Raw genomic sequence first — 21,220 nt, 5'->3', positions numbered from 1 at the left:
CGCCTAGCCTCGACCGCGGTAGGGCGGCACGCCCTGATCCGGCAGCCACAACCCTTCAGGCGGCGCGCCGGTCTGCCAAAAGACGTCGATCGGCATGCCCCCGCGGGGATACCAATAGCCGCCGATCCGCAGCCATTTCGGCGACATCGCCGCAACGAGATCGCGGGCGACGCGCAGCGTGCAGTCTTCGTGAAAGGCGCCGTGATTTCTGAAGCTTCCGAGATAAAGCTTCAAGGCCTTCGATTCGACCAGCCATTCGCCGGGAACATAGTCGATGACGAAATGTGCGAAATCCGGCTGTCCGGTCACCGGACAGAGCGACGTGAACTCGGGCGCGGTGAAGCGCACCAGATAGGCCGCATCCGGATGGGGGTTGGGCACGAGGTCGAGTTCGGCCTCATCCGGCGAAGCCGGCGGCGCGGTCTGTCGGCCGAGCAGCGCGGCGCCCTTGTGCGTCTTGGTCATGCGCGTAACAAAGGCGCGATCGCGGCCGCGTCAAGCGCAAAGGCCGTCGACGTTCCGCGCCGGCCGGGGATCGCTCATTGGGCGAAGCCGACTTTGATCAAGCTCAAGGATTGCGGCGGCGGCCCGCCGGCCAACGGCGGCGACTGGCGGGCGGGCGGGCGGTGCGCCGCAGCATGGCCCCATCAAAGGGCGCGTCCACAGAGAACCTTTTTACGGCTGAGGCTTTTCCGCAGGCCGCAATAGGGCTAAGAAGTCGCGCCCCGCGCCGCATCATAAGAGGCCTGAAATGACCGAGATCGTCGACATCCACGCCCGCGAAATCCTCGATTCCCGCGGAAATCCCACGGTCGAGGTCGACGTGACGCTGGAGGACGGATCTTCCGGGCGGGCGGCGGTCCCGTCCGGCGCTTCGACCGGCGCGCATGAGGCGGTGGAAAAGCGCGACGGCGACAAATCGCGCTATCTCGGCAAGGGCGTGCTGGCGGCGGTCGACAATGTGAACGACGAAATCGCCGGCGCGCTGCTGGGCTTCGAGGCGGAGGATCAGGTCGCCGTCGACGAGGCGATGATCAAGCTCGACGGCACCCCCAACAAGGCGCGCCTCGGCGCCAACGCCATTCTCGGCGTTTCGCTCGCGGTCGCGAAGGCGGCGGCCGAGGCGACCGCTCTGCCGCTCTACCGCTATGTCGGCGGCGTTCAGGCGCGGGTTCTGCCGACGCCGATGATGAACATCGTCAATGGCGGCGTGCACGCCGACAATCCGATCGACTTCCAGGAATTCATGATCATGCCGACCGGCGCGCCGAATATGCGCGACGCCATCCGCTGGGGCGCGGAGATTTTCCACACGCTCAAGGCGGCGCTGAAGAAGGCGGGCCTCAGCACCTCGGTCGGCGACGAAGGCGGCTTTGCGCCCAATCTTCCCTCCGCCGAAGCGGCGCTCGACATCATCATGAAGGCGATCGAAACCGCGGGCTTCAAGCCGGGCGTCGACGTGCATCTCGCCTCCGACTGCGCCGCGACGGAATTCTTCAAGGACGGCAAATATGTCTACGAGGGCGAGGGCGTGACGCGCGCGATCGACGAGCAGGTCGCCTATCTCGCCAAGCTCGCGGACGCCTATCCGATCATTTCGATCGAAGACGGCATGGCTGAGGACGACTGGGAGGGCTGGAAGAAGCTCACCGATGTTCTGGGCAAAAAGATTCAGCTCGTCGGCGACGATATTTTCGTGACCAATGTCGTGCGCCTCAACGAAGGCATCACGCAGGGCGTCGCCAATTCGCTGCTCGTCAAGGTCAATCAGATCGGCACGCTGACCGAGACGCTCGCCTCCGTCGAGACGGCGCATCGCGCCGGCTACACCACGGTCTTCTCGCATCGCTCCGGCGAGACCGAGGATTCGACCATCGCCGATCTCGTCGTCGCGACGAACAGCGGCCAGATCAAGACCGGCTCCCTCGCCCGCTCGGACCGCATCGCCAAATATAATCAGCTCATCCGCATCGAGGAGGAACTGGGCGACGCGGCGATCTACGCCGGCAAGAGCGCGCTCAAGGCGCTGGCGTAACCCCTCCCCAAACCTCTCCCGCTTCGCGGGAGAGGGAGTAGATTCGAGCCTTCACTGACGTACGACGAAACGCCGATCGTTAGCGTCCCCTCTCCCGCAACGCGGGGGAGGGACAGGGTGGGGGCAAAAGGCTCCTTACCCGATGACGATGGACAAGACTTTTAATCCCGCCGCAATCGAATCGCGCATCCGCGACGCCTGGGAGGCGGCGCAGGCCTTCCGCGCCGGGCGGCCCGAACGCGCCGGGGCGAGCCCCTATTCCATCGTCATTCCGCCGCCCAATGTCACCGGCAGTCTGCATATGGGCCATGCGCTCAACAACACGCTGCAGGACATTCTCGTGCGTTACCGGCGCATGAAGGGCGACGACGTGCTCTGGCAACCGGGCACCGACCATGCCGGCATCGCCACGCAAATGGTGGTCGAGCGCCAGCTGATGGAGCGCCAGGAGCACCGTCGCGCGCTCGGCCGCGAGAAATTCGTCGAGCGGGTGTGGGAATGGAAAGAACAATCAGGCGGCACGATTGTCGAGCAACTTAAACGCCTTGGGGCGTCCTGTGACTGGACGCGTCAGCGCTTTACGCTCGGCAAAGACGAGAGCGACCAGATGTCGCGCGCGGTGGCGAAAGTCTTCGTGCAGCTCTATCGCGACGGGCTGCTCTATAAGGACAAGCGCTTGGTCAATTGGGACCCCGCGCTGCACACGGCGATCTCAGACCTCGAAGTGCAGCAGGTGGAATCCCGCGGCTCATTCAAATGGGAGCGCGGCGAAACGCCCTTCGATGCCGAAGCTCTCGCGAGAGCCTTAAGCAAAAATCCAAACGGCCATCTCTATTACTTCAATTATCCGCTCGAAGGCGAAAGCTACGACCCGGATAATGCGGCGACATTCATTCAAGTGGCGACGACGCGTCCCGAGACCATGCTTGGCGATACGGGCGTCGCTGTGCATCCAGAAAATGACAAGCTCAAACACCTAATCGGGCGATTCGTCGTCCTCCCACTAGTCGGACGACGCATTCCGATCATCGGCGACGAATATGCCGATCCAGAAAAAGGCACCGGCGCGGTGAAGATCACGCCCGCGCATGACTTCAACGATTTCGAAGTCGGCAAACGTCACAGCGACAGCGGCGTTACCCCCATCAATATCTTCACGACAGATGCCAGAATTATATCGAATGACTTCGACGAACTGGGACGTTTCCAATATCCCGTTGCCGACCGCGTTGGCCGGCAAACCGATCCGGGGGGGCTTGCAGGGCCTTCAATATGGAGAACGATACCAGACGACTTGCGGGGCCTGGATCGTTTCGAAGCGAGGGCGAAGATTGTTGAAAAGCTCGTTGAACTCAAATTGTGCATAAAGATTGAACCGAATGCCCACGTGGTCCCGCATGGCGACCGCTCGGGCGCCGTGCTCGAGCCGCGTCTCACCGACCAATGGTATGTCGACGCCAAGACTCTCGCGCAGCCGGCGCTCAAGGCGGTGCGCGACGGCCGCACGATTTTCGTGCCGAAAAATTGGGAGAAGACTTATTTCGAGTGGCTGGAAAACATCCAGCCCTGGTGCGTGTCGCGTCAGCTCTGGTGGGGCCATCGCATTCCCGCCTGGTATGACGAAGACGGCAATGTCTATGTCGAAGAAACGGAAGAAGCGGCGATTGCCGCGGCGCGCGCCAAACTCGGCCGCGGCGTGACACTCACGCGCGACGAAGACGTTCTCGACACCTGGTTTTCCTCGGCGCTCTGGCCCTTCTCGACGCTCGGCTGGCCGGAAAAGACGCCGGAGCTTGCGCGCTACTATCCGACGAGCGCGCTCGTCACCGGCTTCGACATCATCTTCTTCTGGGTCGCCCGCATGATGATGATGGGCCTCCATTTCATGGGCGAGGTTCCCTTCCGCGACGTCTATATCCACGCGCTCGTTCGCGACGAGAAGGGCGCGAAGATGAGTAAGTCGAAGGGCAATGTCATCGACCCGCTGCACCTCATCGACGATTACGGCGCCGACGCGCTGCGCTTTACGCTTGCGGCGATGGCGGCGCAGGGCCGCGACATCAAGCTCTCGACGCAGCGCGTCGAAGGCTATCGCAATTTCGCGACGAAGCTCTGGAACGCCTCGCGTTTTGCTGAGCTCAACGGCTGCGCGCGCGTCGCCGGCTACGATCCCCGCGCCAACAGGATCACGCTGAACCGCTGGATTGTCGGCGAGGCGGCGCGCGCGACGGCGGACGTGAGCGCGGCGATCGACGCCTATCGCTTCAATGACGCGGCGAACGCCGTTTACCGCTTCGTCTGGAGCGTTTTCTGCGATTGGTATGTCGAGCTCGCGAAGCCGCTGCTGCAGGGCGCCGATGGCGCCGAAAAGGACGAGACGCGCGCGACCGTCGCCTTCGCCCTCGACCAGATCTACGCGCTGCTGCATCCCTTCATGCCCTTCCTCACCGAGGAGCTTTGGGCGATCAAGGGCGCCGAAGGGCCCAAGCGCGACACCATGCTGGCGCTCGCCGCATGGCCGTCTCTCGCAGACCTCGAAGACGCCGAAGCCGAAAGCGAAATCGGCTGGGTCGTCGATCTCATCTCGGAAGCGCGGTCGCTGCGCGCCGAGATGAATTTGACCAGCGAAACCGAGCTGCTGCTGATCGGCGCCGATGACGCGCTGCAGGCGCGCGCGACGCGCTGGGACGAGACGATCCGTAAACTGGCGCGGCTCTCGCGCTTGGGCGTCGCCGACGCGGCGCCGAAATCCTCGGCGCAGCTGCTCGTGCGCGGCTCCGTCGCCGCGATGCCGCTCGAAGGCGTGATCGACCTGGGCGCCGAAAGAGCCCGACTGGCGAAAGAGACCGGCAAGCTGGAGGGCGAGTTGAAGAAGCTCGACGCCAAGCTCGCCAATGAGGGCTTCCTCGCCAAGGCCGACGAAGAGGTGATCGACGAGCACCGCGACCGGCGCGAGGAGACGGCGACGCGCATCGAAAAGCTCAATGCGGCGCTTGCGCGGTTGAGCTAGCGACTCGCGCTCTCGACGACGCCGACGATCGGCCCCATCGCCGGGATGAAGCGATCGTGACGCGAGAGCGACGGCGCATAGAGTCCCGAAGCCGCGCCGCCGTCCAGAAACAGCGCGTCCTGACAGTGCAGCCGGTCCCGAAAGAGTCGCGCGAATTCATAGAACGTCACCGGCCGGTTGGAGATCGCAAAGCGCGCGATATGCCCGTCGCGGACGCAGACGCCATTGCGATATTTCTGCGACACCCCGTCCTCATGAATGCGGGGATGGATGCGCCCGCCGATCACGAGCATCGGCCCCGACTGCGTGGCGAACTGCGCTCGCTGACGCCGTTTCAGGAAGCGCGCCGTCTCGGTCACGCCGACATGCTGTCCGTCGACCCAAAACACGCCATTCGGCTTCATGTGGAAATTGCCGGGTCCCGGCCGCGTATTGGCGCTCTTGAGCGTGCGGCCGTTTTCGACATAGAGCCCGACCGGCGCGCGATCTTCGGCATACATGCCGGCGTTCATGGCGAAGACGAGCGTCTCGCCCCTGCCCGAGAGGTCGCCGGACAGGCGAGAGAAGTCGTTATAGGCCTCGCCCTTCGCATTACGCAGAAACAGCCGGATGTCGCTCTTGCGCGCGTCAAAATCGCACACGACGTAGGCGGCGCCGCCCTCCTCGACGTCGGCGCATGGGTTCGCGCCGGCGATCGCAGGCGGCGCAGAGAGCGCAAGCGCGGCGGCCGTCAGCGTTCCCAAAATATTTGAGATTGTGCGCTTCTTCGATCCCGCGTCGTGCAACCGACCCTCCTTTCCTGCTCGCCTGAGCGTAATCGATTCCCGGCGCGCCGGAGATTCGACCGGGAATCTTGAGCAATGTCAGGAATGATAGCACGCCTGGATTTCGGATCGCCGGCTATGCGCGCGTCGGAATCGACAATCGCGAAAGCTTGCGCGAAACGCCGGTTTGAAACGTCGCGGCGTCGAGGCTAGATATGCAAGGCGGTCGCCGCAAGCGGCCCGTTGCGGAGATCTCATTGTCCCATTCCATCACCGAAGCCGTCGAGGCGGTGGCCCGAGGCGAAATCGTCGTCGTCACAGATGACGACGACCGTGAAAACGAAGGCGACCTGGTCGTCGCGGCGTCGCTCTGCACGCCGGAGAAAATGGCGTTCATCATCCGCCACACGAGCGGCATCGTCTGCGCGCCGCTGACGCTCGAAGAGGCCCGCCGCTTCAATCTCGCGCCGATGGTCGCCGAAAACAATGCGCCGCTCGCGACCGCGTTCACGGTCTCGGTCGACGCGCGCCACGGATTGACCACCGGCATTTCCGCCGAGCAGCGCTGCAATACGGTGCGCGCGCTCGCCAACGGCAATATGGGCGCGAGCGATTTCGTGCGGCCCGGCCACGTCTTTCCGCTGATCGCCAAGGACGGCGGGGTGCTGATGCGCTCCGGACACACCGAAGCCGCGGTCGATTTGTGCCGGCTCGCCGGCCTGCCGCCCGTGGGCGTCATTTGCGAACTCGCCAATGACGACGGCACGGTGATGACCGGCCGCCAGATCGAGGACTTCGCCCGCGCGCATTGCCTCAAACTCGTCTCGGTCTCCGATCTCATCGCCTTTCGACAGGCGCGCGAAAAGCTCGTCGAACGCGTCGCGACCTTTCCCGTCGAGACGGAGGTCGGGGAAATGACCGGACACGCCTATGTGACGCCATTCGACAGCGTGCAGCATTTCGCTTTCGTGCTCGGCGCGATCGGCGACGGCCGCGACGTGCCGACGCGCCTGCATCGCGCCGACATCATCTCCGACGTGATGTGCGGCGCGCCGACGATCAAGAAGACTCTCGCGCGCTTCGCCCGCGAAGGGCGCGGCGTGCTCGTCTATCTGCGCGACGGGGCCGCCGGCGTGCCGGCGAACATCGTCGGACGTCAGGGCGGCCTGGAGGAGAACGCCGAGGAGACGCGCAAGCGGCAATGGCTCGACGTCGGCCTCGGCGCGCAGATCCTGAAGGACCTGGGAGTCTCGTCGATCCGCCTGCGCTCCTCCTCCGCGCGCCCGCGCGCCTTCGTCGGCCTCTCGGGCTTCGGGATCGAAATCACCGACGTGGAGCCGGTGGAGTGAGCGGCAGCTGACGCCGACGCCAGACGATGAACGCGAACGTCAGGATGAAGAGCGACGCCGCGCCCGCGACGAGATAATCGGAATCGGCGGAGCCGATGACGAAGACAACATGCTGGCCGCGATGGATCGCGCCGTCGGCGCTTTTCGCGGCGACCGCGACGATATATTTGCCGTCTTCGGCGAAGAAGTATCCGAAGCTGATCGGCGCCAAGCCCCGCGAGTTTACGGTCTTGAGAAGCTCGGGCGGCGCCAAGTCGTTCTTGCCCCAGGAGAGCGCGACATCGGTCTCCAGATCGTGTGAGCTCGTATCAGCGGTCGCCTCCCCCGAGGCGTCGCCTGACTCATAGCCGATGAATTCGACATTCAACCGGGTCGGGCCGAAATTCGGAATCTGCCGATAGAAACGTTCGGCCGCGCCCTTCTGGGTCGCGAAGAACTGAAGCCGGTAAGGGCCCGCTGCGAACAGGCCTCTGCACGGGCCCTCCATGCACTCCTCGGCCCAGGCGCCGGCGCCGGTCGCGACGCCTGCGGCCATGAGGACGATCGCCAGCGCGCGTCCGAGCCTTCGCGACGCTCCGAAAATTGCTGCGCGCCCGGGTGTCGTCACTGTCCGGCGATTTCGCTGTTTTCGTCGAGATGATAGACGTCGTCGCGAAAATGCACCACGCCATCCGCCGACGCCCAGCCGGTCATGTAAACCCACGCCACCGGCACATACTGCGACAGCCGCGCCTCCTCGCGCGCGCCCGACGCGATCTTTTGAACGATCTCGTCCTTGCTCATCTGCGGACCGGATGCGCCGTCCAGCAGCCAGGCGGCGAGATCGACGACGCCCTGCACGCGCACGCAGCCATGCGACAGGAAGCGATAATCATTGGCGAAGAGATTTCGCGACGGCGTGTCATGCATATAGACGGAATGGGAATTCGGCATCGAAATGCGGATCGAGCCAAGCGAATTGTCGGCGCCGGAATCCTGACGCAGCGTGTATTGGGCGGCGCGCTCGCTCGCCCAGTCGATCGAGCGCGGATCGACCTCCTCGCCGCGCGCGTTCAGCACGCGGATGTGCGAGCGCTGAAGATAGGTCGGATCCTTCAGCATCTTCGGCGCGATCTCGTTCTTGATGATCGATACGGGCACCGTCCAGGTCGGATTGATGTTGACCGCGACGACCTTCGCCTGCAGCTCCGGCGAATGGTGCTCGGGGTCGCCGACGATCGCAGCGTAGCGGCGCATGACCCGATCGTCTTCCACCGCTTCGACCGCGGTCGACGGAATATTGACGACGATGTAGCGCGGACCATAGGCGAACTCGAATGCGGTGAGCCGCTGAGCGGTTGACGACAACTGAAGAAGGCGGGTCTCCGCCGGCACGTCGAGCCCGCGTAGAGTCGCCCCTGCGACGACGCCGGTCTGTTTGAGTCCCAGACGAAACTGAAAGCGCTTCACCGCCGCCGTCAATTCGGCGTCCCATTTCTCTTTCGCCGTGTCGACGATGCTGTCGTCTTCGGCGGCGAGGCGCCGGCGCAGCGTCGAAACCGCAGGCCCCTTTGCGCCAGGCCGGAGCGACACGCCCACTCTCGGCCATCCGCCGAGATCGACGATCTGACGATAGCGATCCGCCGCTTTCGAGGTGGTGTAGAAGGTTTGCGGCTGTAAGGCGGGCGTCGGATCGTCGGAAAGCGCCGTCTCGCGCGGCGGCGCGGGTTTCGGCTTCGGCTTGCGAGCGGCGGCCTTTGCGGGCGCGGCCCGCGTCGGGGGCGCTGCGGCGGGCGCGGCGCTGACGGGCGGCGCCGGCGCGACAGGCGCGGATTGGGGAGGCGCAACGGGCGGCGCCTCGATGGACGCCGGCGCCGATTGCGCCGGAACGGACGCCGCTTCGGGCGTCGCGCTTTGCGCGCGAAGCGCCGCATCTGGCGCCAGCGTCGCCAGCAGCGCGCCAAGAATGCGAACGCGGAAGGCGAAAGACCTGTTCTTCATTTTCATGCCGTGTCGACGCGCGCGCAGCGGCCGGCGGCGCTCGCCGCGCCATTGAGAATCACGCGCGCCAATGCCGTATTTGCATCGCATATTCTATTGATTCGAGGGAGCCATGATCGGAAACAAATCATGGCGCGCGCCATCGAGGGCGCGCCTCGCCGCCACACTCTGACGCGCCTGTCGGGTGAAGGCCGAAAGTCCGCGCCAGGACCGCCGAGGCCGACGCTCAGGGGGGCCGCGCGTCCCCCTTGCCTTTTCCCGCGCCGCCCCGCATACCGCGCCGCAACGCGCAATAGACGAGCCGGGACGGATATGGGGTTCAAATGTGGCATCGTCGGCCTGCCGAACGTCGGCAAGTCGACCCTTTTCAACGCGCTCACGCAGACCGCCGCGGCGCAGGCCGCCAACTATCCGTTCTGCACGATCGAGCCCAATGTCGGCGAGGTCGCCGTTCCTGACCCGCGGCTCGAGCAGCTTGCGAAGATCGCCGGCTCGAAGGAGATCATCCCCACCCGGCTGACCTTCGTCGACATCGCCGGCCTCGTGCGCGGCGCCTCCAAAGGCGAAGGACTCGGCAACCAGTTCCTCGCCAATATCCGCGAATGCGACGCCATCGCCCATGTCGTGCGCTGCTTCGAGGATGGCGACGTGACCCATGTCGAGGGCGGCGTCGATCCCATCCGCGACATCGAGACGATCGAGACCGAGCTGATGCTCGCCGATCTCGACAGCCTCGAGAAGCGCGTCGTCGCGATGGAGAAGAAGGCGAAGGGCGGCGACAAGGACGCGAAGGCGCTCGTCGATTTGATGAACCGCTGCCTTGTCCTGCTGCGCGAGGGCAAGCCGGCGCGTCTCGCGAAGATCAGCGACGACGAACGTGACGCCTTCGCGGGACTCGGGCTCCTCTCGTCGAAGCCCGTGCTTTACGTCTGCAACGTCGAGGAGGGGTCGGCGGCCGACGGCAGCGCGCAGTCGGCGAACGTCGCGGCGCGGGCAGCCGAGGAAGGCGCCGCGTCGGTCGTCGTTTCGGCGAAGATCGAGAGCGAGATCGCCGTGCTGCCGGCCGAGGAGCAGAAGGATTATCTGGAGGCCGTCGGCCTCGCGGAGCCCGGGCTCAACCGCGTGATCCGCGCCGGCTACGACCTCCTGCATCTCATCACCTATTTCACCGTCGGCCCAAAGGAAGCGCGCGCCTGGACCATCGAAAAGGGCGTGCGCGCGCCGCAGGCCGCAGGCGTGATCCATACCGATTTCGAGAAGGGTTTCATTCGCGCCGAGACGATCGCCTATGGCGATTACGTCGCCAACAAGGGCGAAACCGGCGCCCGCGACGCCGGGCGCCTGAGGCTGGAAGGCAAGGAATACATCGTCGCCGACGGCGACGTGATGCATTTCAGGTTTAATACATAAGCTCAGGGTTGGCGGCCGCGCCGGGCGCGGATTGGCCCCCGCGCCTTACCCCTGCTTCGATAAATTGTCGATCCGCTTGTTGAGCTCGTCCAGCTGACGCTTCAGCTCGGCGACGTCGCCGCCTTCCTTGCGGGCGCCGGCGCCTTCCTGCTCCTCCATCGTCGGGCCGGTGGTCATCATGCCTTCCGTCGGCACGCCGAAGGGGTTGAACATCGTCAGCGCCTGGCGGAACACGGCCATGTTCTTGCGCGCCTGCTCTTCGAGCGACTGGAAGGCGGCGCGGGTCGGCTCCGTGAAGGGGCCGCCGCCGACGCCAAGCGCCGAAGAGAACTGGTCGCGAAACTTCTGCTGTTCCTTGGTGAGCTTGTCGATCGAGAATTCGAGATAGCTCGGCACCAGCATCTGCATCGAATCGCCATAGAAGCGGATGAGCTGGCGCAGGAAGGCGATCGGCAGCAGGCTCTGCCCCTCCTTGCACTCCTGCTCGAAGATGATCTGGGTGAGCACCGGGCGGGTGATGTCCTCGCCGGTTTTTGCGTCGCACACGAGGAAATCCTCGCCGCGCTTGACCATGGCGGCAAGGTCCTCAAGCGTCACATAGGTGCTCGTTCCGGTGTCATAGAGCCGACGGTTGGCGTATTTCTTGATGGTTGTCGGTTTTTTCTCAGTCGCCATACGCCTGACACGCTCCCCTCGCCGCACGGCCGCCGCCCGCCCAAAAAACAGTCGCCTACCGCAGGACGATACGCGCAAATTGGCGCCTGCGGCAATATTTTCGTGCCGGAAGCCTTTCGCTACCGCTCGATTCCGTGCAAAACGGGCCGCGGCTTGCCCCCCGCAAGCGCGAAAGGACTAACATTTCGCCCCCTGACCGGCCAAGGCGGTCGGGCGGTTGGACTATTTTTCAAGGAGAGGGACAGATGACCGATATCGTGATCGTTTCCGCGGCGCGCACCGCCGTTGGATCGTTCAACGGAGCCTTTGGCGCGGTTCCGGCCCACGAGCTCGGCGCTGTCGCCATCAAGGCTGCTCTCGAGCGCGCCAAAGTCCAGCCGAACGAGGTCAATGAAGTCATCCTCGGCCAGGTGCTGGACTCGGCGCAGGGCCAGAATCCGGCCCGTCAAGCCGCGATCAAGGCCGGCATTCCGGACAGCGCGACGGCGTTCGGCATCAATCAGGTCTGCGGTTCCGGCCTGCGCGCCGTGGCGCTCGCGGCCCAGCAGATCCAGGCGGGGGACGCCACCATCATCGTCGCCGGCGGCCAGGAGTCGATGTCGCTGTCGCCGCATGCGTCGCAGCTGCGCACGGGCACGAAGATGGGCGACGTGAAGTTCGTCGACACGATGATCGTCGACGGGCTCACCGACGCCTTCAACAATTACCACATGGGCGTCACCGCCGAGAACGTCGCCAAACAGTGGCAGATCACCCGCGAGCAGCAGGACGAATTCGCCGTCAAGTCGCAGAACAAGGCCGAGGCGGCGCAAAAGGCCGGCAAGTTCAAGGACGAGATCGTCCCCTACACGATCTCGACGAAGAAGGGCGACGTCGTCGTCGACGCCGACGAATACATCAAGCATGGCGTGACCATTGAAGGCGTCTCCAAGCTGCGCCCGGCCTTTGCGAAGGACGGCACGGTCACGGCCGCGAACGCCTCCGGCATCAACGACGGCGCCGCGGCGCTGGTGCTGATGAGCGCCGACGAAGCCAAGAAGCGCGGCTTGACGCCGCTGGCGCGCATCGCCGCCTGGGCGACCGCCGGCGTCGATCCGACGGTCATGGGCTCGGGCCCGATCCCGGCGTCGCGCAAGGCGCTGGAGAAGGCTGGCTGGAAGGTCTCGGACCTTGATCTCGTCGAAGCCAACGAAGCCTTCGCGGCGCAGGCGATCGCCGTCAACAAGGACATGGGCTGGGATCCCGAGATTGTGAACGTCAATGGCGGCGCGATCGCCATCGGCCATCCGATCGGCGCCTCCGGCGCGCGCGTGCTCACCACCCTTCTGCACGAAATGGCGCGCCGCGGCTCGAAGAAGGGCCTTGCGACGCTCTGCATCGGCGGCGGCATGGGCATCGCGATCGCGGTGGAGCGGTAATCAAAGGCGGTCGACAATAAGCGTCAGGCAGTCGAATTATGACGCTCTCCGACTGCCTGCGCACGACGGCCGATACAAGCAACGAAATTGATTCAGGAGGAGACCCCTTTAATGGCAAGAACTGCAGTTGTGACGGGCGGCACGCGCGGCATTGGCGAAGCGATTTCCAAGGCGCTGAAGGCGGCGGGCTACACTGTCGCGGCCACCTACGCGGGCAATGACGAAGCCGCCAACAAGTTCAAGGCGGAGACAGGCATTCCGGTCTATAAGTTCGACGTTTCGAACTATGACGCCTGCGCCGCCGGCATGGCGCAGATCGAGAAGGATCTCGGCCCGGTCGACATTCTCGTCAACAACGCCGGCATCACCAAGGACCGCCTGTTCCACAAGATGGAGCTTGCCCAGTGGCAAGCGGTGATCAACACCAATCTGAACTCGCTGTTCAACGTCACGCGCCCGGTCATCAACGGCATGCGCGACCGCGGCTTCGGCCGCATCATCGTCATCTCGTCGATCAACGGCCAGAAGGGCCAGGCCGGCCAGACCAACTATTCCGCCTCCAAGGCCGGCGACATCGGCTTCGTCAAGGCGCTGGCGCAGGAAAGCGCGGCGAAGGGAATCACCGTCAACGCCATCGCGCCCGGCTATATCGCCACTGACATGGTGAAGGCGGTTCCGCAGGACGTGCTCGACAAGCACATCATTCCCTATATCGCCGTCGGCCGCCTCGGCGAGCCCGAGGAGATCGCGCGCGCCGTGGTCTTTCTTGCCGCCGACGACGCCGGCTTCATCACCGGCTCGACTCTGACGATCAACGGCGGCCAGTATCTGCAGTAACCGGGCGCCGTTTCCGGATTAGAGAATGGCCGGTCCGCCAGCCGGCCATTCTTCCGCCTTCGAGGCGCAGCCCAATTTCCGCGCCGCAGCGAGATTGGCCATGAGCGTAGAGGACGATCAACGTCGACCGACGCGTTTCGCGCGCGAACTTCGCTTCAGCGAATTCGTCTCGCCGGCAGGCGGCGTGCGGCCTTCGCCCGCGAGCGCCGAGTCGCAGCCAGCGGCGCGTTCGACAATCGTCTCTCAGCGGGGCGGCTATGTCGCGCTGATTTTGAATGCATGTTTCTTCGGTTTTATTGGCTATTGGCTCTACAACAACATTGAATTCGCCGATCTGGCGCTCGAGCTGAAACAAATCCCCCTCGCCGCGATTGCCATCGCAATGACGATGAATGTGTTCGTCTTGCTGTTCTACGGGTCGCGCCTCTCGACCCTGCTGAGCGGCCGACTTTTCTCGGGTTTTCTGATCGCCACGATGGGGTTCACCTTCAACAGCCTGATCCCGTTCCGGGCTGGCGAAGGCGTCAAAATATACTTCGGACATTCCTATTTCGATTACGCGGTCGGCGGGATCAGCGCCGCCGTCCTTTTGGAAAAGCTCTATGACGTCACCGCGATCATCCTCCTGTCGCTGCTGATTCTGGCGAGTTCGGATTCGAGCCTGGTCGACGCGCGAATGCTGGTCGCGGCCGCTGTGGTCATTGCGATGATCTTTGCCGGCGTCTTCGCTCTGCGGCGGAAAGGCGTCGCTTGGAGGCTGCCGGATTGGGGCGTCGTGCGCGCGGCGCGACTCAATGTGTTTCTCGAACAGGCCGAGCGGCTGGTCGCCCATCACCGCGCGGGAAGAACCGCGTTCTTCACGGCGTCGATCTGGTTGACCAACGTCTGTCTGGTCTATGTGGCCTTCAGAACGCTGCTGCCCGAAATCGATTTCACGCTGATCCACGCGGTGACGCTGTTGATCATCGGCGCGCTGGCGATCGCCGTGCCGGCGAGCCCCGCCGGACTGGGCCTGTTCGAGGCCGGCATCGTCGCCTATCTGGTGAACGCTTATGGCGTGCAGAAGGAACGCGCCATCTCCGCCGCGCTCGCCTATCATTTCTCGATTACCGCGCCGCACACGCTGATTGTCGTCGGCTTCCTCGGCATTGCATTTTTCCGCTGGGTGAAAGCGCGCTCGAGGGCGTAATCGTGCGCATCGCGCTGCTATTTAGACGCCGCGAGACTGGTTTCGGGCTCTATACCAAATCAGCGCCTTTGCCTCGATTTGCCTGATCCAGGCGTCCTTCGCCTCTGTATAGGCGTGCGAGTCAGCGGGGTGGAGATCACGGGCACGACGCTTTTCCTTTTCATATGCGCGCGCTGTTTCCGGATGCGCGCGCAAATAGTCTCTAAAGGCGAGGTGACGCGCGACATGCATCGAACCCGTCTCGAAAAAATGCAGTTGCGCGATGCGCCGGCCGTCGCTGTCGTTCAGAGTGCAATAGCGGCGTCCCGCCATCCCGAATTCGCCGTGCCATTCGAAGTTCAGGGCGACGACGTCCTGTTGGCGACGGTCGAGTTCTGACAGTCTAACAACGACGGGCATCAGATCGATGATCGGCTTTGCTGAGAGTCCAGGCACGGATGTCGAGCCGATGTGATGAACTTCTAGAACGAATCCGCCGAGCGCACGCAACTGGCCTATGAATTCAGCCGCCATCGCAGGCCAAGCGGCGGTGTAAGGAATCAGCTCGACACGGATTGGGGGAGGCATAGCGGAAGGCTATCGCGTAGCGAGCGCGAACGCCATTTCCGTCTAAGCGATCTCCTCGGATGGCGTCAGCATTGGCGTGCGCTTGCGCACGGAATGCGGACCGCGCCTCGCCTACAACGCGCTCATCGAGACACCGAACGCCGAGCGCAAGAACATGAAACCCCAAACTTCCAAGATCGCCCAGATCGCTTTCGCCGCCGCCCTTATCGGCGCCGCCGTCGCCCCGCAGACCGCCGCCGCCCGCGAATTCGTCCACTATCACTCCGAGCTCGATCCCGGCTCGATCGTCGTCAGCGAACATGAGCGCAAACTCTATCTGATCGTCGACCAGGACGACGCCATCGCCTACAGGGTCGCCGTGCCAAAGCATGGCAAGGAATGGACGGGCGTCGTGCAGATCAACGGCAAATTCGTCGAGCCCGACTGGACGCCGCCGGAAGACGTGAAGCATGACCATCCGGAACTGCCCGAGGTGATCCCCGGCGGCGCGTCGAACAATCCGATGGGCGCCCGCGCCATGACGCTCAGCGAAGGCCAGGTCGCGATCCACGGCACGACGCAGAAGATGCGCAAGTCGATCGGCTCGGCCGCCTCCTACGGCTGCATCCGCATGCTGAACGAAGACGTCGTCGACCTCTACGACCGCGTCGCCGTCGGCGCCACCGTGGTGATGACGCCGTAAATGTGCGGGGCGCCGACGGCGCCCCCTAGTCTTCGGGCAGCGGAATGAATTCCGCATCGCCCGGCACGGAAGGGAATCTCCCTTCGCGCCAGTCGCGCTTGGCCTCTTCGATCCGCTCCTTGCGCGACGAAACGAGATTCCACCAGACGAAGCGGCGCCCATCGAGCGGCGCCCCGCCCAGCAGCATCATGCGCGCATCCGCAACCGCCCGCACAGTCACCGCGGCGCCGGGCTTGAAGATCAGCAATTGCGGCTCGTCGAAACGCTCCCCGGCGATTTCGATTGCGCCGTCGACAAGGTAAAGCGCCCGCTGCTCATAATCCGCGTCGAGCGGCGCAGCGGCGCCGGCGGAGAGACGCAGTTCGACATAAAACCAGTCCGACAGGGTCTCGACCGGCGACCGCACGCCAAACGCGGCGCCGGCGATGACGCGCGCCAACATGCCTCGATCCTCGACGACAGGAAGAACGTCAGCGCCGAAATGCTGGAAGCTCGGTTCGGTTTCTTCATGCGCCAGCGGCAAGGCCAGCCAGCTCTGCACGCCGAGCATGCGCTGGCCTGCGGCACGCGGCTCCGGCGGCGTGCGCTCCGAATGAACGATGCCGCGCCCGGCGGTCATCAGATTCATCGCGCCGGGCGCGATCTCCTGCACGTTCGACAAACTGTCGCGATGCAGAATGCGCCCGTCGAAGAGATAGGTGACGGTCGCGAGCCCGATATGGGGATGCGGACGCACGTCCATCCCCTGCCCCGGCGCAAATCGCGCCGGGCCCAAATGATCGTAGAAGATGAACGGCCCGACCATCTGACGCCGGTCGTCCGGCAACGCCCGCCTGACGCTGAAGCCGCCAAGATCGCGCGCGCGGGGCGCAATCCGCAGTTCTATCGTCGTCGCCGCCGTCTCCGCGCCGCCAGATATCGACATGCCGGGCCTCCTCCGCGCATCGGTGTGCGCAATAGCTAAGGCCGGCGGATGGCGCTTCAAGCGCCGAGATTTACGCCCTGTGGCGCTTACCCTTCACGACGCAACCGCCATTCGCCGCATGCCGCATTTTCTTGCTTTTGATGCAGCGCGGCGACGACGTCGCCGTTTGGCTTTTCACTTGGGGCGCGACGGACGACGCGCGCTTCAAGCCGCCGGCGCTCGAATAGAAGCTGAACGACATGGCGAGAATGGCGGCGACCAAGAATATGAACATTCGCATCTCATCTTTTCCTTTTTGACAATCGAACGAAGGGAGAAGTCGCCAATTTGCATTGAAGCGCTCTCGCGCACTGTGCTCACGCGCACAGGCGCGCCTGCCTACGCTTGACGGCGCGAATAAATGGGTATATACACATGTTATGGCTTCGTTAGACCCGTCCAACGTCAGGCGCTGCGCGCAAAGCTGCGCCGCAGCCAATATCCGCCGCGCCAGCCGCGCCATCACGCGGCTCTATGCGCAGTTCATGGCGGCAACCGGTCTGGAGCCGACACAATATTCTCTGCTCGTCGCCTGTTCCCTGACCGGCAGCGCGACGGTGAGCAAATTGGCGGAATCGTTTGCCCTCGAGCGCAGCGCGCTCGCGCGAAATGTAGCGGTTTTAGAGAAACGCGGGCTTGTGAAGGTAAAGGCTGGCGACGACCGGCGCACGCGCAAGATCGCACTGACGCCCTTTGGCGAGGCGACGCTCGCCAACGCTTTGCCCCATTGGCGCGAAGCGCAGAACGCCGTTGAAGCAAAGTTCGGCGCGGAACGCCTGCACAGGCTTTTGTCGGAATTGCGCGTCCTGACCGAGGCGACCTCGCACATCTGAAGGGAGCGGCGCCGAGACGGTCGCGCGCATAAAAAGGGGTATATACAATGGCGATTCGTCCCAGCCTTTCCCTCGCGTCGGACGCCGCACCCCTCGATGCGAACGCGATCCGCAAGATCTCCCTCTGGGCCGGCGCAGACGATGTCGGCTTCGTCTCGCTTGACGACCCGGCGCTTGACGATCAACGGCGCGATATCCTCGCCGCCTTTCCGTTCACACGAACGCTGATTTCGTTCGTCGTCCGAATGAATCGCGAAAACATCCGCAGCCCCGCGCGCTCCGCCGCGAATGTCGAGTTTCATCATGCCGTCGATGATTGCGACGAGATTGCGCGACGCATTGTTCGCGCCCTAGAGGCGTTGGGCGCGCGCGCAGCCTTTCCATCGATGGGCTTTCCGATGGAAGCGGACCAATGGCCCGAAAAGATGTGGATCATCTCGCACAAGCCTGTCGCCGTCGCCGCGGGCCTCGCGCGCATGGGAATCCATCGCAACGTCATTCACCCGCAGTTCGGCAATTTCATCGTGCTCGGAACGGTCGCCGTCGACATCGAGCTTGAAGCTGCCGCGGCGCCACTGGACTTCAATCCGTGCCTCGAATGCAAGCTCTGCGTCGCAGCCTGTCCGACAGGCGCGATCGCGCCCGACGGACATTTCGATTTCAGCGCGTGCTATACCCATAATTATCGAGAATTCATGGGCGGTTTCAGCGATTGGACGAAGACGGTCGTCGAAGCGAAAAGCGCCCGCGCCTATCGAAACAGAGTCAGCGACGCCGAGACTGTCTCGATGTGGCAGAGCCTCGCCTTCGGCCCGAATTACAAGGCGGCCTATTGCATGGCCGTCTGCCCGGCGGGCGCGGATGTGATCGGCGCCTATCAATCGGATAAGAGACGCTATCTCCAGGAGATCGTCGATCCGCTGCAGAAGAAGGCGGAAACCATCTATGTGACAGCGGGTTCCGATGCAGAAGCCTATGTGGCGCGGCGGTTCCCGGCCAAGACGCCAACACGCGTGGGAGCGACGCTACGTCCCACGACGGTCGAGGGTTTTCTATTCGGCTTGCGACTGCTCTTCCAGCGCGGCAGGTCTTCCGGTCTCGAAGCAGTCTACCACTTCGTCTTTACGGGCGCGGAACGCCGCAGCGCCACCGTCGCCATCGCGAACAAGTCGCTGAGGGTCGACGATGGCCTTGTCGGCGCGCCACAATTGACCGTGACCGCCGACTCGGAGACTTGGCTGCGTTATCTGCACAAGGAGACAAACCTCGTCTGGGCGCTGCTGCGCGGCAAAATCAGGCTGCGCGGCGATCCACGCCTGCTTCTCGCTTTCGGGCGCTGCTTCCCGCCCTGAGCCTATCCGCCGTTCGCCTTCGCATGGGCGGCGACGATGTCGCGCGCCTGCTTGCCGACGACTTCCGCAAGGTGGTCGAAGCGCGCCTGATAGAAGCCCGCGCCCGCCGTCGCGGAGCGCAATTCGACGATGAGATTGTCCATCTCCGCCTCGGGGATCAGCGCTTCGAGCTTGTCCCAGCCGTCCCAGCCCTCGCGCGGGCCGAAGCCCATGATCTGGCCGCGGCGCGCCGAGACGATGCCGGTCGCGCGCGACATGGCGTCGCTTGGCACGAATATGTCGACCGCGAGCACCGGTTCGAGCAGGATCGGCTCGGCTTTTTCCAGGGCCTCGCTCATGCCGATGCGCGCTGCGGTGCGGAACGCCATGTCGGACGAATCGACGGAATGGTACGATCCGTCGGTCAGCACCGCCTCGACGTCGACCACGGGAAAGCCCAGCGGCCCGTGCAAAAGAGCGTCCTGGCAGCCGGCCTCGACGGATGAGAAATATTGCTTGGGCACGGAGCCGCCGTGCACGCGCTCGCTGAAGGCGAATCCTTCGCCGCGGCTGCGCGGCGCGATCTCCAGCACCACGTCGCCGAACTGGCCATGCCCGCCCGACTGCTTCTTGTGGCGGCCGCGGACGGTGACCTTGTGGCGGATCGTTTCGCGATAGGCGACGGTCGGCTTCGACTGTTCGACCGCGACGTTGAAGCGCGAGGCGAGGCGTTCGAGGGCGACGCGCAGATGCATCTCGCCCTGGCCGAAGAGCTTGATCTGCGACAGCTCCTGGTCATGAACGAAGACCAGCGAAGGATCCTCTTCGATAAGCTTCGCGACCGCGGCGGCGAGGCGCATCTCGTCCTTTCGATCCTTCACATTGAGCGCGAGAGCGTGCACCGGATCGGGTATCTCCGCGCGGGTCTGCTTCAGGTCCGCCGCGCCCGCGCGGGCGTCGACGACGACATTGTCGCCCGTCTGCGCATGATCGAGACGCCCGAGAGCCACGACGTCTCCGGCGTTCGCCTCGGTCACCTTGCTCGTCGTCGCGCCCATCAGGCGCGACATGCCCGAAATGCGATCCTCGCCCTGCTGAGACGCGACCGTCTGCCCGTCCGCCAAGGCGCCGCGCAGCACGCGGGCGACCGACATCTTGCCGCCGTGCGGCGTATGAATCGTGCGGAAGATGCGGGCAAGCGCAGGACCGCCTTCGGCGACGCCGAGCCGCGCACATGTCGCTTCAATTCCCGGCGCTTCATGCCGCAGCGCCTTGAGCAGCCGGGTGACGCCGGCGCCCCGCTCCGCCGAGCCGATGAACAAGGGAACGACGAGGCCGCTGCGCATTTCCTTAGTCAGATCGTCGAACACCTGATCGCGCGGCGGCTCGATATCGGAAATCAGCTCCTCCATCAGGGCGTCGTCATAATCGGCGAGGCGCTCCAGCATCGAGTAGCGCGCTTCCTTCTCGGTCGCGCTCTCGCCCTTGGGAATGTCGATGACCTCGGAGGGCGCATGTTCGCGGTAGACATAGGCGCGCTCCAGCGCGAGATCGATGAAGCCGACCGCGACGCCGTTGTTCCAGATCGGAATCTGTCGCAGCAGCAGCGGCGTGCGCGAGGCCGGCTGCAGCATGCTGAGCGCATCGCGCACATCGATGGTCGCCGCGTCGATCTTGTTGAGGAAGATGACGTGCGGCACGCCAACCTCTTCGAGCTGCCGCAAAATCAGCTGCAGCGCCGGAACCTTGCGGGGATCGGCCTCGCAGACGACGATGGCGGCGTCGACCGCCGGCAGGATGTTGCGCGATTCATGGGCGAATTCGACGGAGCCCGGCAGATCGACGAAAGTGTAGCGATCGCCCATGTAATCAATGGTCGAGACATTCGACTCGACGCTCATCTGATGGGCTCGGGCCTCCGGACTTGAATCGCCGACGGTCGCGCCCGCAGCGACGGCCCCCTGCCGCGGGATCGCGCCGGCATGGGCCAGAATCGCCTCCAAAAGAGTGGTCTTGCCGCATTGAAAAGGGCCCGCCAGCGCGATCAGCCGGGGGCCCTGTGCTCTCGCCTCGTGAGAAAGCGCTCCTTGGGACGACGCTTGGCCCATCATTCCCTCCTTATCTGTCGGAGCCTGGTTTGTCCGGCCCCGTTAGCTCATGGTTTCACCATGCGGGC

At 64.2% G+C, this 21,220-nt stretch carries 19 protein-coding genes; 10 read left to right on the top strand and 9 right to left on the bottom strand.

Annotation, left to right across the window (positions count from 1 at the left end; all coding sequences use genetic code 11):
• Positions 1-3: 3 nt before the first annotated feature.
• Positions 4-465 (bottom strand): preQ(1) synthase, encoded by a 462-nt coding sequence (queF, locus tag AB7F41_RS05840; protein WP_428382810.1) that lies wholly within the window; start codon positions 463-465, stop codon positions 4-6.
• A gap of 286 nt (positions 466-751) precedes the next feature.
• On the opposite strand from queF, the gene eno reads away from it, so the two are divergent.
• Complete coding sequence (eno, locus tag AB7F41_RS05835) at positions 752-2,035, top strand: phosphopyruvate hydratase (protein ID WP_428382812.1); 1,284 nt, start codon at positions 752-754, stop codon at positions 2,033-2,035.
• A gap of 148 nt (positions 2,036-2,183) precedes the next feature.
• Positions 2,184-5,045, top strand: coding sequence for a valine--tRNA ligase (locus AB7F41_RS05830; RefSeq protein ID WP_428382813.1), 2,862 nt, complete (start codon positions 2,184-2,186; stop codon positions 5,043-5,045).
• On the opposite strand, the gene AB7F41_RS05825 is transcribed toward AB7F41_RS05830, so the two are convergent.
• Entirely contained in the window at positions 5,042-5,830 is a 789-nt protein-coding gene (locus AB7F41_RS05825) for a phosphodiester glycosidase family protein (protein WP_428382815.1), read from the bottom strand. The genes AB7F41_RS05830 and AB7F41_RS05825 overlap by 4 nt on opposite strands.
• 194 nt (positions 5,831-6,024) lie before the next feature.
• Here AB7F41_RS05825 and ribB point away from each other — a divergent pair, with 194 nt between their 5' ends.
• Positions 6,025-7,158, top strand: coding sequence for a 3,4-dihydroxy-2-butanone-4-phosphate synthase (ribB, locus tag AB7F41_RS05820; RefSeq protein ID WP_428382817.1), 1,134 nt, complete (start codon positions 6,025-6,027; stop codon positions 7,156-7,158).
• On the opposite strand, the gene AB7F41_RS05815 is transcribed toward ribB, so the two are convergent.
• Entirely contained in the window at positions 7,133-7,693 is a 561-nt protein-coding gene (locus tag AB7F41_RS05815; RefSeq protein ID WP_428382819.1) for a hypothetical protein, read from the bottom strand. The two genes, ribB and AB7F41_RS05815, sit on opposite strands and share 26 nt — an antisense overlap.
• 68 nt (positions 7,694-7,761) lie before the next feature.
• Entirely contained in the window at positions 7,762-9,138 is a 1,377-nt protein-coding gene (locus AB7F41_RS05810; protein WP_428382821.1) for a L,D-transpeptidase family protein, read from the bottom strand.
• Positions 9,139-9,450: 312 nt separating this feature from the next.
• Between AB7F41_RS05810 and ychF the strand changes: the two genes are divergently transcribed.
• Positions 9,451-10,548 carry a redox-regulated ATPase YchF gene (gene ychF / locus AB7F41_RS05805; protein ID WP_428382823.1) on the top strand — a complete coding sequence of 366 codons (1,098 nt, stop codon included), beginning with the start codon at positions 9,451-9,453 and terminating at the stop codon, positions 10,546-10,548.
• A gap of 45 nt (positions 10,549-10,593) precedes the next feature.
• Here the strand turns inward: ychF and phaR are convergent, their stop codons facing one another.
• The gene (phaR, locus tag AB7F41_RS05800; protein ID WP_428382825.1) at positions 10,594-11,223 is read right to left on the bottom strand and encodes a polyhydroxyalkanoate synthesis repressor PhaR; all 630 of its coding nucleotides are present in this window, start codon (positions 11,221-11,223) and stop codon (positions 10,594-10,596) included.
• Between the two features lie 245 nt (positions 11,224-11,468).
• Here phaR and AB7F41_RS05795 point away from each other — a divergent pair, with 245 nt between their 5' ends.
• From AB7F41_RS05795 to AB7F41_RS05785, 3 genes are all read left to right on the top strand, one after another.
• A complete protein-coding gene (locus AB7F41_RS05795; RefSeq protein ID WP_428382827.1) occupies positions 11,469-12,641 on the top strand; it encodes an acetyl-CoA C-acetyltransferase in 1,173 nt (390 codons plus the stop codon).
• Positions 12,642-12,752: 111 nt separating this feature from the next.
• On the top strand, positions 12,753-13,478 hold the full coding sequence (gene phbB / locus AB7F41_RS05790; protein WP_428382828.1) for an acetoacetyl-CoA reductase: 726 nt from the start codon (positions 12,753-12,755) through the stop codon (positions 13,476-13,478).
• 100 nt (positions 13,479-13,578) lie between these two features.
• Positions 13,579-14,667 carry a lysylphosphatidylglycerol synthase transmembrane domain-containing protein gene (locus tag AB7F41_RS05785; RefSeq protein ID WP_428382830.1) on the top strand — a complete coding sequence of 363 codons (1,089 nt, stop codon included), beginning with the start codon at positions 13,579-13,581 and terminating at the stop codon, positions 14,665-14,667.
• A gap of 21 nt (positions 14,668-14,688) precedes the next feature.
• Here the strand turns inward: AB7F41_RS05785 and AB7F41_RS05780 are convergent, their stop codons facing one another.
• A complete protein-coding gene (locus AB7F41_RS05780) occupies positions 14,689-15,234 on the bottom strand; it encodes a GrpB family protein (protein ID WP_428382832.1) in 546 nt (181 codons plus the stop codon).
• Positions 15,235-15,310: 76 nt separating this feature from the next.
• Between AB7F41_RS05780 and AB7F41_RS05775 the strand changes: the two genes are divergently transcribed.
• Entirely contained in the window at positions 15,311-15,916 is a 606-nt protein-coding gene (locus AB7F41_RS05775) for a L,D-transpeptidase (protein WP_428382834.1), read from the top strand.
• Between the two features lie 25 nt (positions 15,917-15,941).
• Here the strand turns inward: AB7F41_RS05775 and AB7F41_RS05770 are convergent, their stop codons facing one another.
• Together AB7F41_RS05770 and AB7F41_RS05765 are read right to left on the bottom strand one after the other, a co-directional pair.
• Positions 15,942-16,841, bottom strand: a complete 900-nt coding sequence (locus AB7F41_RS05770; protein ID WP_428382836.1) for a pirin family protein — start codon at positions 16,839-16,841, stop codon at positions 15,942-15,944.
• A 70-nt stretch (positions 16,842-16,911) separates the two neighbouring features.
• A complete protein-coding gene (locus tag AB7F41_RS05765) occupies positions 16,912-17,115 on the bottom strand; it encodes a hypothetical protein (protein WP_428382838.1) in 204 nt (67 codons plus the stop codon).
• 145 nt (positions 17,116-17,260) lie between these two features.
• Here AB7F41_RS05765 and AB7F41_RS05760 point away from each other — a divergent pair, with 145 nt between their 5' ends.
• Entirely contained in the window at positions 17,261-17,713 is a 453-nt protein-coding gene (locus tag AB7F41_RS05760) for a MarR family winged helix-turn-helix transcriptional regulator (RefSeq protein WP_428382839.1), read from the top strand.
• Positions 17,714-17,760: 47 nt separating this feature from the next.
• Complete coding sequence (locus AB7F41_RS05755) at positions 17,761-19,065, top strand: SCP2 sterol-binding domain-containing protein (protein WP_428382840.1); 1,305 nt, start codon at positions 17,761-17,763, stop codon at positions 19,063-19,065.
• Positions 19,066-19,067: 2 nt separating this feature from the next.
• Here AB7F41_RS05755 and AB7F41_RS05750 read toward each other — a convergent pair whose 3' ends face one another.
• A complete protein-coding gene (locus AB7F41_RS05750; protein WP_428382842.1) occupies positions 19,068-21,152 on the bottom strand; it encodes an elongation factor G in 2,085 nt (694 codons plus the stop codon).
• Positions 21,153-21,220: the final 68 nt, after the last annotated feature.

This window comes from Methylocystis sp. (genome assembly GCF_050251305.1).
Classification (GTDB): domain Bacteria; phylum Pseudomonadota; class Alphaproteobacteria; order Rhizobiales; family Beijerinckiaceae; genus Methylocystis.
Note: the sequence above shows the minus strand (reverse complement) of the source record. Positions and strands in the feature narration are given on the sequence as shown.

Coding starts and splice junctions, on each gene's coding strand:
- AB7F41_RS05765 (WP_428382838.1), bottom strand. CDS start 17,115: ATGTTCATATTCTTGGTCGCCGCCATTCTCGCCATGTCGTTCAGCTTC.
- AB7F41_RS05750 (WP_428382842.1), bottom strand. CDS start 21,152: ATGGGCCAAGCGTCGTCCCAAGGAGCGCTTTCTCACGAGGCGAGAGCA.
- AB7F41_RS05760 (WP_428382839.1), top strand. CDS start 17,261: ATGGCTTCGTTAGACCCGTCCAACGTCAGGCGCTGCGCGCAAAGCTGC.
- queF (WP_428382810.1), bottom strand. CDS start 465: ATGACCAAGACGCACAAGGGCGCCGCGCTGCTCGGCCGACAGACCGCG.
- AB7F41_RS05770 (WP_428382836.1), bottom strand. CDS start 16,841: ATGTCGATATCTGGCGGCGCGGAGACGGCGGCGACGACGATAGAACTG.
- AB7F41_RS05795 (WP_428382827.1), top strand. CDS start 11,469: ATGACCGATATCGTGATCGTTTCCGCGGCGCGCACCGCCGTTGGATCG.
- phbB (WP_428382828.1), top strand. CDS start 12,753: ATGGCAAGAACTGCAGTTGTGACGGGCGGCACGCGCGGCATTGGCGAA.
- eno (WP_428382812.1), top strand. CDS start 752: ATGACCGAGATCGTCGACATCCACGCCCGCGAAATCCTCGATTCCCGC.
- AB7F41_RS05780 (WP_428382832.1), bottom strand. CDS start 15,234: ATGCCTCCCCCAATCCGTGTCGAGCTGATTCCTTACACCGCCGCTTGG.
- AB7F41_RS05815 (WP_428382819.1), bottom strand. CDS start 7,693: ATGGCCGCAGGCGTCGCGACCGGCGCCGGCGCCTGGGCCGAGGAGTGC.
- phaR (WP_428382825.1), bottom strand. CDS start 11,223: ATGGCGACTGAGAAAAAACCGACAACCATCAAGAAATACGCCAACCGT.
- ychF (WP_428382823.1), top strand. CDS start 9,451: ATGGGGTTCAAATGTGGCATCGTCGGCCTGCCGAACGTCGGCAAGTCG.
- AB7F41_RS05830 (WP_428382813.1), top strand. CDS start 2,184: ATGGACAAGACTTTTAATCCCGCCGCAATCGAATCGCGCATCCGCGAC.
- AB7F41_RS05755 (WP_428382840.1), top strand. CDS start 17,761: ATGGCGATTCGTCCCAGCCTTTCCCTCGCGTCGGACGCCGCACCCCTC.
- AB7F41_RS05810 (WP_428382821.1), bottom strand. CDS start 9,138: ATGAAGAACAGGTCTTTCGCCTTCCGCGTTCGCATTCTTGGCGCGCTG.
- AB7F41_RS05785 (WP_428382830.1), top strand. CDS start 13,579: ATGAGCGTAGAGGACGATCAACGTCGACCGACGCGTTTCGCGCGCGAA.
- ribB (WP_428382817.1), top strand. CDS start 6,025: ATGCAAGGCGGTCGCCGCAAGCGGCCCGTTGCGGAGATCTCATTGTCC.